Genomic DNA, 16,229 nt, shown 5'->3' with positions numbered 1-16,229 from the left:
CGCGCGCGTTGAGGCCAACTGCGGCAGCCAGATCAGGGCTGAGGGTGAGGGCGCTGTTCGAGCCGGTGTCGATGGTGAGCAGTAGACCGGCGGGTTGTGGCGCGGTGACGCGCGCAGTGATCGCCGGGAAGTGCTCGAAGAAGCGCAGCGGCAGGGTGGCGCCGTTGGGGCTAGGTGGCGGCGGGGTGAGGTCAGGGTGGCAGAGGCGCAAGGTCTGGGTGGCGTAGTTGATGGTGAGGTTGAGCTGGTGGAGGACGTTGTAGCCGAGCACGATGTCCACCGGGAACGGGGTATGGCTGAGGTCAACCGCCATCAGGTAGAGGTTGCGCAGCGTCAATGCGCCGATGCGCAGCCACGGCAGCACCGTCTCGGTGAAAGGCACTGCATCAGAGGCGGCATCGGAGCCGAGGGCGAAATCGCCGATGCGCAGATCGAGCCGGCGGGCCAGCGTGAGGTCGATGGCTGAAGGATCGGTGCCGGTGTCGATCAAGACCATCAGCGGGCGTCCGCCGGGGCCGGCGGCGCCGCAGCGCACGACTTGTGGTTGCCAGACCAGCGGTACGTCGGTCAGACCGCTGGCCGGAAATTCGAGCCGGGTCTGATCGTCAAGCATACTGTTCCATGGCAGCGCCGTCGTGACGGGTGGCGGCGCGGTAGAGTTCGAGCGCGCGCATGCGCTGGGTGGCGTGATCGACGATCGGGGTCGGGTAGTCGCGCCCGATCCGCACCCCGGCCCGGATCTGGTCGGCTGCCGGCAGTTTGTGCGGTTCGTGGATAAAACGCGCTGGCACGCGGGCCAGTTCAGGCACATAGCGCCGCACATACGCGCCGTCGGGGTCGAATTTTTGCCCTTGGCTGACCGGGTTGAAGATGCGGAAGTAGGGTTGGGCGTCGGTGCCGGTGCCGGCGGCCCACTGCCAGCCGCCGTTATTGGCCGCCGGGTCGCCATCGATCAGCAGACGCATGAAGTGCCGTTCGCCCCACCGCCAGTCGATCAGCAAGTCTTTGGTCAAGAACGACGCCACAATCATGCGGGCGCGGTTGTGCATCCAGCCTTCTTGTTGCAACTGGCGCATCGCCGCATCGACAATCGGGTAGCCGGTTTGGCCCGCTTGCCATGCAGCAAAGAGGTCTGGATCGTTCGGCCACGCAATCTGGTCGTAGACCGGCTTGAAGCTGCCGCGCAGCGCGTGCGGAAAATGGTAGAGCACCTGCACGTAGAAATCGCGCCAGATCAACTCGCCGATCCAACTCTCTGGCCCCGGCCCGGGCGGCGCGGCTCGTGCCGCAACCACACATTGGCGCGGTGAGAGGACGCCGAAGCGCAGGTAGGGTGAGAGGCGCGAGGTGCCGGCGGCGGCCATGAGGTCGCGCGCGGCGGTGTAGTTGGCAATGGCATGTTGGATGAAGTGTTCGAGGGCAGCGAGGGCTGCCGTCTCGCCCGCAGCGAAGCGGGGTACGCGAGCCGGCGCGTCGGGCAAGAGTTCGTTCAGCGCCGGTAGTTGGTCGCTCGCCGGCAACGGGATGGCGGCCAGCGCGGGCATGCCTTGTACCTGCACCGGTTCGCTCTCAAACCGGGCGCGCCAGCGTTTGGCGTAGGGCGTGTAGACCGTGTACGGCTGGCCAGCAGCCGTCATTACCTCGTTCATCTCAAAGATCACCGCGTCCTTGTAGCTCTCGGCCAGATAACCGGCGGCGCGCAGCTCGCGCTTGATCGCGCTGTCACGCTGGATAGCGTAAGGCGTATAGTCGCGGTTCCACGTCACCCCGCGCGCGCCGCTCTCGCGCAAAAGAGCCATCAGGGTGGGGAGCGGCTCGCCGTGCCGCAGCACCAAATACAACCCCAACTCGCGCAGTTCGGCGTCAAGCGCGGCGAGGCTGTCGAGCAAGAATTGGGTGCGGGCCGGACTGGCAAAGCGCCCACGGATGATCGCGTCGTCGAAGATAAAGACCGGGATCACCGCGCCGCCGGACTGCGCCGCCGCCGCTCGCAGAGCTGTATTGTCGCGCAGGCGCAGATCGCGCCGGAACCAGTGAATAAGCATAGGCGATCAGGTAAGGTGCTCTGGGTAAAGACAAACTATTCTCATTATACGAGAATTCCTGATCGGTGAGCGGCTCATGGAATATGGTTGAAATCGGACACGGATAGACACGGGTACGACGGATTTCCACCGAATTATAAACCCGTGCCAACCCGTCGCATCCGTGTGAATCTGTGTCACGTTCACCATTCTCTGCCTCATTCAATGGTATAATCAGCCCAGATACGTACACCTGTGCGACAATGCGGTGAAAGGATGGGCATGAGCGCCGAGCGGCTGGTGAATCCTCATTCGGACAGCGACGACCAGCAGGTCGAGAAGAGCTTGCGCCCGCGCACGCTGAGCGAGTTTATCGGCCAAGAGAAGGTCGTTGAGCAGTTGCGGATCGCGATTGCCGCTGCTCGCGGGCGCAACGAGTCGCTCGACCATACCCTCTTCTACGGGCCGCCGGGCTTGGGCAAGACCTCGCTGGCCAATGTGATCGCCAACGAGATGGGGGCCAAGATCAAGATTACCAGCGGGCCGGCGATCGAGCGGGCCGGTGATTTGGCGGCGATCTTGACGAGCTTGCAGGCTCACGATGTGTTGTTTATCGATGAAGTGCATCGCCTGAACCGGGCCGTGGAAGAGGTGCTCTACCCGGCGATGGAGGATTTTGCCCTCGATCTGGTGGTGGGCAAGGGGCCGGGAGCGCGCAGTTTGCGCCTCAGCTTGCCCCGTTTCACCATGATCGGCGCGACCACCCGGCTGGCCCTGCTGACCTCGCCGTTACGCGACCGGTTTGTCTCGGTGCATCGCTTGGTGTTTTATTCTGATGAAGCGATGGCCGAGATTGTCAGCCGTTCGGCGCGGATTTTGGGGGTTCCGATCAGTCCCGAAGGCGCGCGCGAGATTGGCCGGCGGGCGCGCGGGACGCCGCGCATCGCGAATCGAATTTTACGCCGGGTGCGCGATTATGCGCAGGTGGTGGCCGGCGGCGCGATTACGCTGGAGGTGGCGCGGGCGGCGCTGGCCCAGCTTGAGATCGACGAGTTGGGGTTGGATGAGAATGACCGCCGGCTGCTGCGTGCCATTATCGAGTTGTTCAACGGCGGGCCGGTCGGTCTGAGCACGCTGGCGGCGGCGCTGGCCGAAGAGGTTGACGCGATCGAAGACGTGTACGAGCCGTTCTTGTTACAGCTCGGCTTCTTGCAGCGCACGCCGCGCGGGCGCGTTGCTACTCGCCGCGCCTACGAGCATCTCGGGTTGCCCTACCCGGAGCGTGCGCTGACTCCCGATGACGAGAGCGGGCCGCAGCAAGGGACGTTATTCTGATATGGCTTGCCTATCAATTGCGATCATCGCCCGCGATGAAGCGCGGCATATCGCCGGCTGCCTGCGCAGTGTCGCCGGCCTCAGCGACGATGTGGTGGTCATTGTCGATGCGCAGACCCGCGATGCGACCGCGGCGATCGCCGCCGCGCACGGCGCGCAGGTGCTGATCGAGCCGTGGCGCGGCTTTAGCGCCCAACGCAACGTTGCCCTGCAACGCTGTCGCGGCGAGTGGGTGCTCTTCATCGATGCCGATGAACGGCTGACGCCGGGGCTGTTTGTTGAGTTGGCAATGCTGCTGCGGTGCGGCCCGCCGGCCCACATTGCCGGCTACCGCATCCCGCGCTACAACCTCTTCTTTGGCCGGCGCTTGCGCGGCGGCGGCTGGTACCCCGACTACCAACTGCGCCTGCTCCGCCGTGAGGCAGCGCATTTCGATGAGCGCGTCGCCGTCCACGAAGTCGCTGCGCTGCGCGGTGAAACCGGCGTGCTGCGCGGCCATCTGCTGCACCTCAACATCGAACGGCTTGATGAGTTGTGGCAGAAGCAGGCCCGCTACGCCTTCGCCGAAGCGACTATGCTCTACCGTGCCGGCAGGCGCATGCGCTGGCGTAACCTGATCGGCGCGCCGGCCCGTGAGTTTACCCGCCGCTATATTCAGCTTGGCGGCTGGCGCGATGGCTGGCTGGGGGTGTTTCTCTGTGCGACGCTGGCGTGGCACGAGGTGGTGAAGTTCTGTATGCTGCGCGGTTTGCAGGAACGCCAAGGCGCTAAGACGTAATGTGTCGTTGATAGAGGGAAAGATCAGCAGAATCACACTATATTTCTACTCGCCAAACATTATCAATATCTCTGCGCCTGCGCGTCTTTGCGTGTCTATATCCAACAAAGGATACCGTTATGAACCCAATTGCTGATGCGTTAGCGCAGCGCCCGCTGCTGATCCTCGACGGCGCGCTAGCGACCGAACTCGAACGGTGCGGTTGCGATCTGGCCGATCCGCTCTGGTCGGCGAAGGTGTTGATCGAGAACCCGGCCTTGATCCAAGCCGTGCATACCGATTACTTCACCGCCGGCGCTGATGTGGCGATTACGGCCAGCTATCAAGCAACCATCCCCGGCTTTATGGCGCGTGGCTTGAGCGAAGCCGAGGCGATTGCCCTTTTGCAGCGTTCGGTGGCGCTGGCCCGCGCAGCTCGCGATGCCTTCTGGGCCGAACCAGCCAACCGGATCGGGCGTATCCGCCCGTTGGTGGCGGCGTCGATCGGCCCGTATGGCGCGTATCTGCACGACGGTTCGGAATATCGCGGCGAGTATGGCTTATCGGTGGCTGATTTGATCGACTTTCACCGTCCGCGCATGGCCGCGCTGGCCGCCGCCGAACCCGATCTCTTCGCCTGCGAGACGATCCCCTGCTGGGATGAATCGCGGGCGTTGGTGGCTTTGTTGCCCGAATTTCCCCAGTTGACGGCGTGGATCAGCTTTAGCGCCCGCGATGGCGCGCACACCTCGCGCGGCGAGCCGATCACTGCAGTGGCTGCCGAGATCGCTGCCCATCCGCAAGTGGCGGCAATTGGCATCAACTGCACGGCGCCGCGCTTTATCGCTGATCTGATCCGCGCCATTCGCTCGGTCACTGATAAGCCGGTAGTTGTCTACCCCAACTCTGGCGAGGTGTACGATCCCGTTTGCCAATGCTGGATAGGCCTCGCCGAAGTGGACGATTTCGCAGTGCAGGCCCGGCAGTGGTACGACGCCGGAGCGCGCTTGATCGGCGGTTGCTGCCGGACGACACCCGATCACATTCGGGCGCTAGCGGCATGGGCGGCGAGTGAGGTGATGCATGGTTGAAGCATGGCCGTTTGATCCATTCGTGATACCCTCACCGCATGTCTTGCGGGTCAACGCCTACCCGCTGCACGGCGCGCCGGTGTTTCACGTTGATCCTGCCCACTATCACGCCGAGTTAGGGTTAAAACAGGCGTTATTAAAGGTCGATCACCGCTACTACGTGCAAGCGTATCCAGACAGTCTGCCGGCCCAATGGGAGCTGTTGGAATGGGGGTTGGCCGAACTGGCGCGCTGTTATCCGCAGTGGTTTGTGGTAAGGCGCTACGGCGCTGACATGTATTGGGAAAACCGGCTGCTTGGACAGACGGCGACGATCCGGCTCGGTGGCGAACTCGATCTGTGGCCGATCGATTGGCTAGGCCGGCAGGTGCACGAAGATCTGCTCTTGCTGGCAGTTGACGAAGCTGCCGGTCATCCGCTGATCGCTGGCCAGCTCTGTTTCCCCAACCGCTGGTGTCTTGATGACAAGATGGGATTGCCGATGGCCGCGATCCACGGCCCGGTGCCGCGCTTTAGCGAGCGATTGGCCGACTCAACTAACCAACTGATCGCGCGCCTCCAGCCGGCGCGTCCGGTCTGGCGGCGCAACTGGTCATTGGTGGTGTTGCCCGATCTCGACCTCTCGCCGCGGCTTGGCCCGCTCGATCGCGAAAAGGCGGCGATTACCGCCGAAAATGTCGGCGAGCGCGTCTTCTACCGGGTCGAACGGCAAACGCTGGTGCGCCTTGCCCGCCACCCAGCCGTGTTGTTTACCGTGCGCACGTATATCGCGCCGTTAGCGCAGCTCGCTGCCGATCCGCAATGGGCCGCGGTGCTCGCCAACCTGTTACAGCAGGTCGAGCCGTCGATTCTGGCGTATAAAGGGATTCAGCCCTATTTACAACCGTTACTTGCCTATTTGCGCGCAGTGCGTTAGCTGCGTTGCGCCTGTGGAGTGCGGCAGTCAAGCTGCCGCATGCCAGCGGCAAGATGTGCTATCATGGCGTAAAGACAGGGTTGATAGAGGAGACGGGCATGAGTCAAGAGCGCGAACGGCGCGCTACCCAAGTCGAGCGCCGGTCAGAGATAGTGCCATCCCAGCGCGAGACGTCGCGCACCGAGCGGTTGGATGCGTCTGCCCCGAATCCGCACTGGCGTCCGCCAAGGCCGGTTGGTGGTCGTGGCTCTGCCATAACGACCACCAGCGTCTGGCACGATTTGCCGCGTTGGCTGCAAGCGCGTGGGTGGATCTATCTCCTTGTCCTCTTTGTATTAATTGTTGCGATTTTTATGCTGACGCTCTCGCTGTTGCGCGGTGATCGGCGGGAAGCGCCGTTGGGCGCGCCGCAGCCAACCGTGATGACAGAACCGACCGGTGAATCAACCCTGCTGCTTGGCAATGAAGGAGCCAATCCTGAACCGCAACCTGCGCCGCCCCCGGCGCCACGTTTCTTTATCGTGGTGAATACCGGCGGGCAAGGGCTGTTCCTGCGACCGCAACCCAATCGTGCCAACCCGCCGATCGCAACCTTGCCTGACGGTACCCGCCTCGAACAGATCGGTGATGATGTCCCCGGTGAAGACCGGCTCTGGCGACCGGTGCGCACACCCGACGGTCTCGAAGGGTACGTCGCCGTTGATTTTCTAGCTCCAGAGCAGTAAGCGAAAGATATGTACGGGCGGAGCCAAACCCGCCCATCGCTCATCACGATCCTTACTCATGAATTTCCGCTGCTATCGCTGACGCGCCGCGACTAAGTCGGGCGCAGCGATCGAAAGGAAGAGATCAACCAGATTCGGATCAAAATGCTTGCCGGCCTGCTCGCGAATATACTGGCAGGCTTGTTCGCGCGTCCGCGCCTTACGGTAGGGCCGGTCATTCGTGAGCGCGTCCCATACGTCTACCAGTGCGAAGATCCGTGCCGCCAGCGGAATCTGCTCGCCGCGCAAGCCGCGCGGGTAACCGGTGCCGTCCCACTTTTCATGATGGCAATAGGGAATATCGAGGGCCGGGCGGAGATAGGCGATCGGCGAGAGCAACTCATACGCATACGTGGTATGGCGGCGCATAATCTCCCACTCTTCGGCGGTGAGCGGGCCGGGTTTGTGCAGAATGGAATCTGGCACGCCAATTTTGCCAATATCGTGCAGCATCGCGCCGCGCCACATATTGATCTGCTCTTCGGAGGGAATATTCAGCGCCTTGGCTATCTCAATCGTGAGTTGCGCGACTCGTTGTGAGTGGCCCTCGGTCTCTTTATCGCGCAAATCGAGCGCGCGCGACCAGCCGATCAGGGTCTGGTCATACGCTTCCGCAATCGCCTGTGCCGCTTGCTTGGCTTGCTCGGTAAGCTGGCGCTCGTGCGCTGCTGCTCGTTCGCGCTCTTCGATCAGGCGCCGGTAACGGTTGATACGCTGCATCGTGCGCACCCGCAAGCGCAGCTCACTCAGCTCAACCGGTTTCGAGAGGAATTCATCGGCGCCGGCTTTGACTCCCTCAAGCCGGGAGGCGCGATCATCAAGCGCCGTGATCATAATAATCGGCACTTCAGCCGTCTGCGGATCGTCACGCAGCATCCGGCAGACCGAAAACCCATCGAGATCGGGCATCATCACATCGAGCAGGATGAGATCTGGCAGAGCTTCATACGCGGCGGCAATGCCGCTCATCCCTGATGCGGCGGTACGTACCACACACCGTTCGCGCTTGAGCAAATCGCTCAGAATATCGCGAACGTTTGGATCATCATCAATGACGAGTACGCTGTAGGGGCGGTTTTGCATATTGATCGGGCTTTCCGATGCGTGTAACCATCCGCACGGCTGTATTTTATCATGGGATAATGGTATCTACAGGATCCATGCGCTTGACCGATCCTCTAGTGAGATCTATGATTCGGCTGTTGCATGAATATAGTCATGCAATGCGGTTGGCGGCAAGGCTCCTGCGTTGCGCGTAATAGACCCTGATTGTTCGCTTATGATGTTGATAGCTTACTAATCTTACACCGTTGTGATTGCCATTGCATTACCATCTGTTTGATCGGAAATGGCTTACCTCATTACCAAGGGTATGATGCGATCGGATAGACGAGGAGCCGCGCTATGACTGAAGCTAGTGACGAACACCGCCCAGCAGTGCTCATTGTCGATGACGATCCGAATGTGACCAGTTCACTGGCCCGTTCATTGCGCGATCGCTTCACTGTCTTCACGGCAACCGATGCTGAAGCGGCCTTGCAGATTCTCAAGCAGCAGCCAGTTGCTGTGATCCTCACCGATCAGCGGATGCCGGTAATGTCGGGGGTCGAGTTGCTGGCGCGGGCGCGTGAATTGCAACCTGATGCGCGTGGTTTTATTATTTCCGGCTACACCGATCCGGCGGCGTTGGCCGAAGCGCTCAATCTTGGTTCGGTGTATGGCTTTATGGCCAAGCCGTGGGATATTGCCGCCTTGCGCCGGAAGCTTGAGCAGTTGGCGCAAGAGTATCAGACGGCGGTGAACGAGCGACGCGCCGCCAGCGAAGCGCAGGCGCAGATGGCAGTGTTGCGCCAGATGCTCGACCAGTTGCAAACCGATTACCTGACCACGCTCGAACTGGTCAGTTGGGAGAGCGAGGCCCCGCCAATCAGCACTGCATCGATCGGCAGTCCGCTAGCGCAGAGTGCGCCAGAAACGTTCGACGATTTGGTGGCTGCCTATCGTAGTTTGCTCGATTTGGCCGCCGAGCAGCGGGGCTTGCACGACCAACGTTCGATGCCTGACCGGTTGCGGGTCTTGAGCGAGCGGCTTGGTCTGTTGTGGGCCGGCCCGCGTGATCTGATCGAAATGCATACCCAAGCTTTACGCCAACTTTGTCGCGGCCAAATGCCGCAGCGGATCGCGGTGTATATGGAAGAGGGCCGGCTGGTGTTGCTCGAATTAATGGGCCATCTCGTCAATTTCTACCGTATCCGGCTGGCCGCGCAGAGCCATGAATGAGTTGCCTGCAATCGTAACCCAAGCGCCGTATGCCGCTTTCTTACTGGAACCAAGCGGGCGGATCACCGACTGCAACGCTGCCGCGGCGGCGCTGTTCGGGATGGCTCCTGCCGATCTGTGCGGGCGCCAGTTTGTTACGCTGCTCGATCCGTTCAGCATTGCCAAAGCGCAGACGATGCTTGCGCAGACGATCAATGATGGCGGGGTACAGCACTGGGAACTCGTTCACCAGCGTGGTGGCGCTGCGCCGCTGTTGCTCGGTTATACCACATGGCCGATCCGCGACGCGGATGGGGCGATCACCGGTATTATGGCGCTCGGTCTCGATCTTGGCCCCACGGTGGCGCTGACGGCTCAGCTTGCTGAGACAAACCAACGGCTCGAATCGGCGCTCAAGCAACTGGAGCGCGCTCACGCCGATTTGAAAGCGGCTCAGACTCAGTTGGTGCAATCGGAAAAGATGCGCTCGCTCGGTCAGTTGGTGGCCGGCGTGGCCCACGAGATCAATACGCCGTTGGGCTATGTTGCAAACAACCTCGCCTTTCTGGCCGAACGGCTGCCCGCGCTGCGCACTGCTCCCACCGATGAGCTTGGCTGGCGCGATGTGGCCGACGCCATCCACGAGAGCCAGATCGGGATCGAGCGGATTGCCGCGATCGTGCGCGCCTTGCGCGCGTTTGCCCGTCCCGATGAAGCGCAGCTCGTTCCGGCTGATGTTAACGAAGGTTTGGCTAGCACGGTGCGTATGGTGCGCGCCGTGAGCGGGCCGCGGATTGTGATCCGCGAAGAGTACGGTGATGTGCCGCCGTTGCTCTGCCGTCCCGGTGAACTGAATCAGGTCTTTCTCAATCTGTTGCTGAACGCCGTCCATGCCTGTCGCGGCGCCGGTATGGTGACGGTGCAGACAGCAAGTGATGATATTTCGATCACGGTGACGATCAGCGATACTGGCATCGGGATGGATGCGGCGACCATCGCCCGCCTCGGCGAGCCGTTCTTTACTACGTGGCCGGATGGCGGCGGCACCGGCTTGGGGTTGGCCATCTCGCGCGAGATTGTAGCTCGCCACGGCGGCCAACTGCATTTTCAGAGCGAGCCGGGCCGTGGCACGACGGTGAAGGTCGTGTTGCCATTGCAACGAGGAGATTCTTGAACGCAGAGGCGCAAAGGGCTGTGGTTGGCAAAATAGCGATAATGGAATGCCACGTGGAATTGATAGCTCGCTTGAGACCTCTTCCCCGAAACAACCCTCTGCGCCTTTGCTGTCATCAGCGCCACGCCGAACCGCAATGAGCCGGAGCAATGCCGAAACGCTAAGGTGAGCTAAGGTATGAAGCCCCCTTGAGGCCCCTCTTCCAAACAACCCTCTGCGCCTTTGCGTCTTTGCGTGTAAAATTCGTTGCCCCTACGCCACCGCCACCTTCTCGCGCACCAATTGCTCGCTGAACTCCCACAACTTGCGCGCCAGCGCCGCATCTTGGGCGCGCGCCGAGGTCTTGGCCAGTTTTTTGCGGTTGAAATACACGCCGCTGATCCCCTCGACTTCCGGCGACGAGGCCAAATAGATCGACGTGGCCGCGCCTTGTTCAGGGGTGAGCATAAAGGGGCGGATAAGCCGGAAGAAGAAGGCAAACGCGCCGCGGGCATCGGCGGCGAAGTTGGTGGCCACTGCTCCCGGATGGAGACTATTGGCGGTGACGCCGGTGCCCTGTAAGCGACGGGCCAGTTCGTTGGTAAAGAGAATATTGCACAACTTCGAGTCGCCGTATGCTTGCGAGATATTCCCGCGTTGCGGCGAGGCGATTTGCGGGATCTTCACATTACCGGCGACGTGCGCATACGACGAGACATTGACAATGCGGGCCGGCGCGCTGGCGATGATCCGTTCCAGCAGCAGGTTGGTGAGCAAGAACGGGGCGAGATGGTTGACGGCAAAGGTGAGTTCGTAGCCGTCGGCGCTGGCTAGCGGCTCAGAGACGAACAGACCGGCATTGTTGACCAAGACATCAATCCGCGGGCAGCGATCGAGCAACTCGCTGGCAGCGCGGCGCACCGAAGCCAGCGAGGCGAAATCGGCTAACACCAGCTCTGGCGGCGGCGCATTGGGCGCTTCTTTTATGATCTGCTGGCGCGCCGCTTCGCCTTTGCTCTGCGACCGGCAGACCATCATTACCCGCGCCCCCATGTTGGCGAGTTCGCGCGCCGTAACGTACCCGATCCCTGAATTGGCGCCGGTTACGATTACCGTTTTGCTTTGCATATACTGTTCTCCTTTACATACTTGGATGGAGGATATCTGTGGTGTATCGCCGGTTATAGTGCAGGCGCGCAGGAATACCCTCGCGACTGAGTCGATATGTGGCCTTGAACATACATGCCCCGGCACTATAACCGGGGCATTGCTTGATAAAGTACTGCCTTTTGTACTATACCATGGGTCTGGGTGTGACGAGCGGGGCATATTTCGCCTTCATTGCGAGCCGCCGGAGGCGGCGAGGCAATCCCCCGCGAGCACGGGACAGGTGTTCTCAGGAATTGTTCGCGCTGACGCGGGAGATTGCTTCGGGGGCTGCGCCCCCTCGCAATGACAGGCGAGGCGATGCCTGCCACGCTCCTCTTGTCATTGCGAGCCGCCGGAGGCGGCGAGGCAATCCCCCGCGAGCACGGGACAGGTGTTCTCAGGAATCGTTCGCGCTGACGCAGGAGATTGCTTCGGGGGCTGCGCCCCCTCGCAATGACAATAGGAGCGCGGGAGCCGTGCGCTCAAGCGTTACTTTTCCCTTATCTACCCAGCCACCCGGTCAAACGCGCGCAGCCGGTCGATCGTTGCCTGCTCTTCCGGCGGGCATTCGGTGGCAAACCATGCATCGAGCATCTCGCGGGCCAGTTCGGGGGTAGTTAGGCGCAGGCTCAGCGCCAGCACATTGGCGTCGTTCCACTTGCGCGCGCCGGCTGCCGTCTGCGCATCGTGGCAAAGCGCAGCGCGGATGCCGGGTACCTTGTTGGCGGCGATGCTGACGCCGGTGCCGGTGTAGCAACAGACAATCCCTTGATCGGCTTGCCCGGAGGCTACCGCTTCGCCGACGGCCCGCCCAACGTCGGGCCACGGATCGTTGTTGCCGGTTAGTGGCCCAAAGAGGATCAGCTCATGCCCGTGCCGCTCTAATTCGGCGATCAGGACATCGGTGAGGTAGTTTTTTTCATCGCTGCCCACTGCTATCCGCATACTGCCTCCTTACGTTTGGTTATAGGATATGGTTTGAGAGTCAACGTTGTGAGGAATGGCGCCAGTATGGATGATCATGTTGCCGCGTTCTCCGATCGCCTGCAAAGCGCGCAGGTGGAAGAGGTACGGGTTTTGTTCCAGCATGCGTGCGGCATTGGCTAACGCCGCTTGTTCACCGCGTGCTTATTCGAGCGCCGCCAACCCTTCTTGGCGTGCAATCGCTACTTGCGCGAAGGCGCGGCGGAGATCGGCGGGTAAGACGATGTCACGTAGCTCGACCAGCGTGAGTTGCATGGCCGTTGCGCCGGGCCAGTAGGCAACGCCACGCCAACCGGGGTTGGGGAGGCGAACCCCTCACCGCGCCGGTACAGCCAACAACCAATTGCCCTCACCTACGGATCGAGCTTGGTAGACTGCACCAGTGCAACTTTATTGTACCCCATACTGGTCGATTTTGGCGCACAGGCGGGCCGCCAGTCGCGGGCTGGCGGCGCTGAGTGTAGTGAGGATGAGTTCGCCTTCGGAGCGGTAGCCGGCGACCCGTTCCGGTGACCAATGGGCCGGTGGCTTTGCTGAGAGGTTGCTGATCCGGTCGGCGAGCTTGATCAGCCATACTTCGCGGGGTTGTTGCACGATTCGGCGCAGACTGTCGGGCATGCGTTCCGGCGCTGGGAGCGCGGGGTCTATGGTCAGTGCGCGCACGCCGGCGGTAATGGCCGGACCGAAGGTGCCGCTAGCTTTGTTTCATCAACGTCGGTGTCTTCAAGCACTTCGTGAAGCTACGCGCAGCAGAGGGCGAGCGTCTGATCATAGTTCGGTTCATCGGTAAGCGCCGCCGCTACCTCTAGCGCCACGTCGCTGAGGTGAACGAGTTTTGGCAAGCCGCTGCCGTAGCGTTGTTGGCCGTTGTGCGCTCGTGCTGCGAAGTAGAGCGCCGTTTGTACGAGGTCGTCCATCGCTGGTTGCTCCTTCCTCGACTCTGCGGGGGATGTTGCCCCCACCCCAACCCTCCCCGCTGGGGGGAGGAAGTGGCAAGCCTCTCGTAAGAAGTTGGCTAGTGCGACCGAGCAATCGCCTCGCGGTGCCTTGGCAGTAAACCGGTGTTATCCCCGCTCTTGGCGATCTCCTGCACCGTGAGATCGGGGCGCTGCTCCCTCGCGCTTGCCGATACCTTGCCCGCAAGCTACGCGGCTCCCCCTCACCCGCCGTCAGGTGGGAGAGGGGGCCGGACGAAGTATGGCCACAAAAAGAAAAAATTTTTTGTGATATTTTGTGTCTTTTCGTGGCTAGTACCCCACCCCCCTGTCTCCCCGTCTCCCGCCGTGAGGTGGGATTACCCCTGCACTTCTGCCGGCTGCGGTTCACGCTCCTTGGTGATGTCGCGCAATGTGCTCAGGTCGCGGATGCGCTCGGTGAAGAGGATGCCGTTGAGATGATCGACCTCGTGTTGGATGGCCCAACCCAACAAGCCGTCGGCCCGGCGCAACCGGTGATGCTTGCCACTCAGATCCTGAAACTCGACCGTCACCCACGTCTGGCGCGGCACCATGCCGTACCAGCCGGGCAAGCTCAGGCATCCCTCGTCGCGCATGACCTCTTCGCCGCTCATCTTGACGATGCGCGGATTGATCAGCACATGCGGCTCTGCCGGCGCCACTTCAACGAGGCTGCCGTCAGGGCGCTCTTCGTATTCGGCTGGGATTTCAATGATGCAGAGCTGGATCGGAATGCCAACTTGCGGTGCAGCTAGCCCAACCCCGTTGGCCGCGTGCATCGTCTCGAACATATCGGCCACTAACTGCTTGAGATTGCGATCGGGCAGCTTGACCGGGCGGCACTGCATCTTAAGGATCTTACGATCCTCGGCGTCATCAATGCGGAGAATGCGTCGAATAGCCATAGAACATTTCTATCCTTGCCCGCAGGCGTTTAATGCGGTTACTCTTTCTATTCTACGACAGCGCGGCGTGAGGGGCAAGGTGGAAATAGGGTAAACGAGCGGCTGGAGTCATGGCGTTGAATGTGGCGCTGCTGCTCATTGACTATCGAGGAACGGAACCATATAACATTATTAGAAACGATCAGTAGGCGGGTTCTATGAATAGGCGCATAGCCCTTATGCTGGCCGGTATGGTGATCGTGAACATGCTCGCCTGTACTGTACAACCGGTTGCAGTTTCCCCCACGCCAACCGCGACTGCCACTGTACTGCCCACGCCAACCGCGACCGCTTCTCCTGTGCCGGTCAGCACCGACGAGCAGCTTGCCCAGCAAGCCTTGATTGAGTTTTTTGATCGCTTGCACCGCGGTGATTATGCGGCTGCCGTTGAGCTGTTCGGCGGTTCGTATGAGATTATCGCCTACGTCCCCAACGTTGATCCTGCCGATTATCCGGCGCTATTGCAGGGTATGTGCAACATTCACCGGTGTCTCAAGGTCAGGCAGATCGTAAGCAGTCTGCAATGGCGTGATGATTACTTCTTGATCGGTGTGCAACTGGATGATCCTGAAGGTGGCGTTTTCACGTTTGGCCCGTGTTGTGGCGCTAGTCTAGAAGAATTTCCCCCGCGGTCAGTGTTTGAATATCTGGTGATGAAGCGCGCTGATCAGACCTTTGTCGTCATCGGTCTGCCGCCGTATGTACCGTGAGGCAAGGTGCATTGCTGCGCTTCGCTGCCGGCGGTGATGGCGGCGGATGCGCTACTCTCTGACCGATGAAGCAAACGGCGCGAAGGGTGATCAGCCAACTTCGCGCCGTGATTTTTACTGGTCTGGCAATTCCAACCGTACCGGACTGCCGTCGATCATTGGTCGCAACGGCGTCACCGAGACGTACCCGGCCAGCACTGCGCCGTCGTCGGTGTCAGGCGCGAATTCCGGGATACGCTCGCGGGCAAAGTGGAACGCAATCTGCGCGCGCTCGGCAGGGCCGGGTGGCGCGAGGGCGATGTCGAGGTAGTGGCCGAAGAAGAATTCTGACAGCCGGGTCTGGCGAAAGCCGCGCAGTTCGGACGGTGAAGCGACGTGGGGCACATTGACGTTGAACACGACCGGCGCCTGCCCGTGGATCTGGGCCAGCAGCGGGAAGAGGCGTTGGGCGGCGTAGGCGGCGGTGTGCCACGGCATAGGTTCCGGGCCGCGGTATTGCAGCGAGACCGCCATTGCCGGCAAGCCCCACATCGCGCCGATCATCGCCGCGCCGACGGTGCCGCTGAGCATGACATTGGTGCCGCTGTTGAGGCCGCGATTGATCCCTGATACCACAGCATCAATCGGCGGCAAAACGCCGCTCAGCATAGCGATCGTCACGCACGCGACCGGCGAGCCGTTGTGGGAAAAGGCAAGCATGCCATCAAATTCGGCGGGCGGGATGATGGCGCGCAGTTCGCGATTCGCTTGCGGCGGCAGCGCCATGCTCATCGCGCTCTGCTCTTCGGCGGGAGCAACGACGCTGACCTGCGCGCCGGCGGCGCGCATGGCCCCGGCCAATGCCCAGAGGCCGGGGCTGTCGATGCCGTCGTCGTTAGTAACTAAGATATGCATGCAGGGTCTCCGCATTTCTCGTGATCGGTGGCGTCAAGCGGAGCGCTGGCCGGCTTAGGCATTGGTAGCCGGTGATCAGCCGTTTTATACTCCAAAGGCAACTGGTTGCGCTTAGAGCTATGCATCATGCACCAATGCTCAGGATCCTTGCATCAGTGCAGACTCGCTACCACCGCGCTCCGCTCTCAGCATATCACGAAGCGGCTCCCTGAGCAATTGCCGCTTCGATGATTTCGAGCGTGACTTCTTTCAGGCCGCGCGCGCGGGCGGCTTGCTCGGCAGCGGCGCGCAAC

17 protein-coding genes are annotated in these 16,229 nt (G+C 61.4%); 8 read left to right on the top strand and 9 right to left on the bottom strand.

The features are described 5' to 3' along the window. Positions 1-613 (bottom strand): aspartyl protease family protein (locus tag U9R81_RS16540; RefSeq protein ID WP_322496529.1); only part of this gene is annotated, 613 nt, incomplete at its 3' end. Further along, the gene (locus tag U9R81_RS16535; RefSeq protein WP_322496528.1) at positions 606-2,045 is read right to left on the bottom strand and encodes a deoxyribodipyrimidine photo-lyase; all 1,440 of its coding nucleotides are present in this window, start codon (positions 2,043-2,045) and stop codon (positions 606-608) included. The genes U9R81_RS16540 and U9R81_RS16535, both read right to left, overlap by 8 nt. A gap of 261 nt (positions 2,046-2,306) precedes the next feature. Between U9R81_RS16535 and ruvB the strand changes: the two genes are divergently transcribed. From ruvB to U9R81_RS16510, 5 genes are all read left to right on the top strand, one after another. Then, on the top strand, positions 2,307-3,359 hold the full coding sequence (gene ruvB / locus U9R81_RS16530) for a Holliday junction branch migration DNA helicase RuvB (protein WP_322496527.1): 1,053 nt from the start codon (positions 2,307-2,309) through the stop codon (positions 3,357-3,359). A gap of 1 nt (position 3,360) precedes the next feature. Further along, complete coding sequence (locus tag U9R81_RS16525) at positions 3,361-4,137, top strand: glycosyltransferase family 2 protein (protein WP_322496526.1); 777 nt, start codon at positions 3,361-3,363, stop codon at positions 4,135-4,137. A gap of 119 nt (positions 4,138-4,256) precedes the next feature. Next, positions 4,257-5,207: a homocysteine S-methyltransferase gene (gene mmuM / locus U9R81_RS16520; protein ID WP_322496525.1), complete on the top strand. Its 951-nt coding sequence runs from the start codon at positions 4,257-4,259 to the stop codon at positions 5,205-5,207. Further along, positions 5,200-6,123: a DUF3445 domain-containing protein gene (locus tag U9R81_RS16515; RefSeq protein WP_322496524.1), complete on the top strand. Its 924-nt coding sequence runs from the start codon at positions 5,200-5,202 to the stop codon at positions 6,121-6,123. The genes mmuM and U9R81_RS16515 overlap by 8 nt, the downstream gene beginning before the upstream one ends. 98 nt (positions 6,124-6,221) lie before the next feature. Then, entirely contained in the window at positions 6,222-6,848 is a 627-nt protein-coding gene (locus U9R81_RS16510; RefSeq protein ID WP_322496523.1) for an SH3 domain-containing protein, read from the top strand. 72 nt (positions 6,849-6,920) lie between these two features. On the opposite strand, the gene U9R81_RS16505 is transcribed toward U9R81_RS16510, so the two are convergent. Then, a complete protein-coding gene (locus U9R81_RS16505; protein ID WP_322496522.1) occupies positions 6,921-7,970 on the bottom strand; it encodes an HD domain-containing phosphohydrolase in 1,050 nt (349 codons plus the stop codon). A gap of 321 nt (positions 7,971-8,291) precedes the next feature. On the opposite strand from U9R81_RS16505, the gene U9R81_RS16500 reads away from it, so the two are divergent. Together U9R81_RS16500 and U9R81_RS16495 are read left to right on the top strand one after the other, a co-directional pair. Next, positions 8,292-9,167: a response regulator gene (locus U9R81_RS16500; RefSeq protein ID WP_322496521.1), complete on the top strand. Its 876-nt coding sequence runs from the start codon at positions 8,292-8,294 to the stop codon at positions 9,165-9,167. Next, a complete protein-coding gene (locus tag U9R81_RS16495) occupies positions 9,160-10,320 on the top strand; it encodes an ATP-binding protein (RefSeq protein ID WP_322496520.1) in 1,161 nt (386 codons plus the stop codon). Before U9R81_RS16500 ends, U9R81_RS16495 begins: the two co-directional genes overlap by 8 nt. A gap of 252 nt (positions 10,321-10,572) precedes the next feature. Here the strand turns inward: U9R81_RS16495 and U9R81_RS16490 are convergent, their stop codons facing one another. From U9R81_RS16490 to def, 5 genes are all read right to left on the bottom strand, one after another. After that, the gene (locus U9R81_RS16490; protein WP_322496519.1) at positions 10,573-11,427 is read right to left on the bottom strand and encodes an SDR family oxidoreductase; all 855 of its coding nucleotides are present in this window, start codon (positions 11,425-11,427) and stop codon (positions 10,573-10,575) included. Between the two features lie 525 nt (positions 11,428-11,952). Further along, the gene (locus U9R81_RS16485; protein WP_322496518.1) at positions 11,953-12,393 is read right to left on the bottom strand and encodes an RpiB/LacA/LacB family sugar-phosphate isomerase; all 441 of its coding nucleotides are present in this window, start codon (positions 12,391-12,393) and stop codon (positions 11,953-11,955) included. Positions 12,394-12,822: 429 nt separating this feature from the next. Continuing rightward, complete coding sequence (locus tag U9R81_RS16480) at positions 12,823-13,050, bottom strand: hypothetical protein (RefSeq protein WP_322496517.1); 228 nt, start codon at positions 13,048-13,050, stop codon at positions 12,823-12,825. A 122-nt stretch (positions 13,051-13,172) separates the two neighbouring features. Next, a complete protein-coding gene (locus tag U9R81_RS16475; RefSeq protein WP_322496516.1) occupies positions 13,173-13,349 on the bottom strand; it encodes a hypothetical protein in 177 nt (58 codons plus the stop codon). 377 nt (positions 13,350-13,726) lie between these two features. Continuing rightward, a complete protein-coding gene (def, locus tag U9R81_RS16470; protein ID WP_322496515.1) occupies positions 13,727-14,293 on the bottom strand; it encodes a peptide deformylase in 567 nt (188 codons plus the stop codon). A 197-nt stretch (positions 14,294-14,490) separates the two neighbouring features. Between def and U9R81_RS16465 the strand changes: the two genes are divergently transcribed. After that, entirely contained in the window at positions 14,491-15,042 is a 552-nt protein-coding gene (locus tag U9R81_RS16465) for a hypothetical protein (RefSeq protein WP_322496514.1), read from the top strand. A gap of 114 nt (positions 15,043-15,156) precedes the next feature. Here U9R81_RS16465 and surE read toward each other — a convergent pair whose 3' ends face one another. Beyond that, complete coding sequence (surE, locus tag U9R81_RS16460; protein ID WP_322496513.1) at positions 15,157-15,936, bottom strand: 5'/3'-nucleotidase SurE; 780 nt, start codon at positions 15,934-15,936, stop codon at positions 15,157-15,159. Between the last annotated feature and the right edge of the window lie 293 nt (positions 15,937-16,229).

The sequence above is a fragment of the Chloroflexus sp. genome (genome assembly GCF_034435895.1).
In the GTDB taxonomy this organism is placed as follows: Bacteria; Chloroflexota; Chloroflexia; order Chloroflexales; family Chloroflexaceae; genus Chloroflexus.
Note: the sequence above shows the minus strand (reverse complement) of the source record. Positions and strands in the feature narration are given on the sequence as shown.

What these genes read in the sequence shown, in the direction of transcription:
- U9R81_RS16535 (WP_322496528.1), bottom strand. Translation starts at nt 2,045, where the DNA reads ATGCTTATTCACTGGTTCCGGCGCGATCTGCGCCTGCGCGACAATACA.
- ruvB (WP_322496527.1), top strand. Translation starts at nt 2,307, where the DNA reads ATGAGCGCCGAGCGGCTGGTGAATCCTCATTCGGACAGCGACGACCAG.
- U9R81_RS16525 (WP_322496526.1), top strand. Translation starts at nt 3,361, where the DNA reads ATGGCTTGCCTATCAATTGCGATCATCGCCCGCGATGAAGCGCGGCAT.
- mmuM (WP_322496525.1), top strand. Translation starts at nt 4,257, where the DNA reads ATGAACCCAATTGCTGATGCGTTAGCGCAGCGCCCGCTGCTGATCCTC.
- U9R81_RS16515 (WP_322496524.1), top strand. Translation starts at nt 5,200, where the DNA reads ATGGTTGAAGCATGGCCGTTTGATCCATTCGTGATACCCTCACCGCAT.
- U9R81_RS16510 (WP_322496523.1), top strand. Translation starts at nt 6,222, where the DNA reads ATGAGTCAAGAGCGCGAACGGCGCGCTACCCAAGTCGAGCGCCGGTCA.
- U9R81_RS16505 (WP_322496522.1), bottom strand. Translation starts at nt 7,970, where the DNA reads ATGCAAAACCGCCCCTACAGCGTACTCGTCATTGATGATGATCCAAAC.
- U9R81_RS16500 (WP_322496521.1), top strand. Translation starts at nt 8,292, where the DNA reads ATGACTGAAGCTAGTGACGAACACCGCCCAGCAGTGCTCATTGTCGAT.
- U9R81_RS16495 (WP_322496520.1), top strand. Translation starts at nt 9,160, where the DNA reads ATGAATGAGTTGCCTGCAATCGTAACCCAAGCGCCGTATGCCGCTTTC.
- U9R81_RS16490 (WP_322496519.1), bottom strand. Translation starts at nt 11,427, where the DNA reads ATGCAAAGCAAAACGGTAATCGTAACCGGCGCCAATTCAGGGATCGGG.
- U9R81_RS16485 (WP_322496518.1), bottom strand. Translation starts at nt 12,393, where the DNA reads ATGCGGATAGCAGTGGGCAGCGATGAAAAAAACTACCTCACCGATGTC.
- U9R81_RS16480 (WP_322496517.1), bottom strand. Translation starts at nt 13,050, where the DNA reads ATGCCCGACAGTCTGCGCCGAATCGTGCAACAACCCCGCGAAGTATGG.
- U9R81_RS16475 (WP_322496516.1), bottom strand. Translation starts at nt 13,349, where the DNA reads ATGGACGACCTCGTACAAACGGCGCTCTACTTCGCAGCACGAGCGCAC.
- def (WP_322496515.1), bottom strand. Translation starts at nt 14,293, where the DNA reads ATGGCTATTCGACGCATTCTCCGCATTGATGACGCCGAGGATCGTAAG.
- U9R81_RS16465 (WP_322496514.1), top strand. Translation starts at nt 14,491, where the DNA reads ATGAATAGGCGCATAGCCCTTATGCTGGCCGGTATGGTGATCGTGAAC.
- surE (WP_322496513.1), bottom strand. Translation starts at nt 15,936, where the DNA reads ATGCATATCTTAGTTACTAACGACGACGGCATCGACAGCCCCGGCCTC.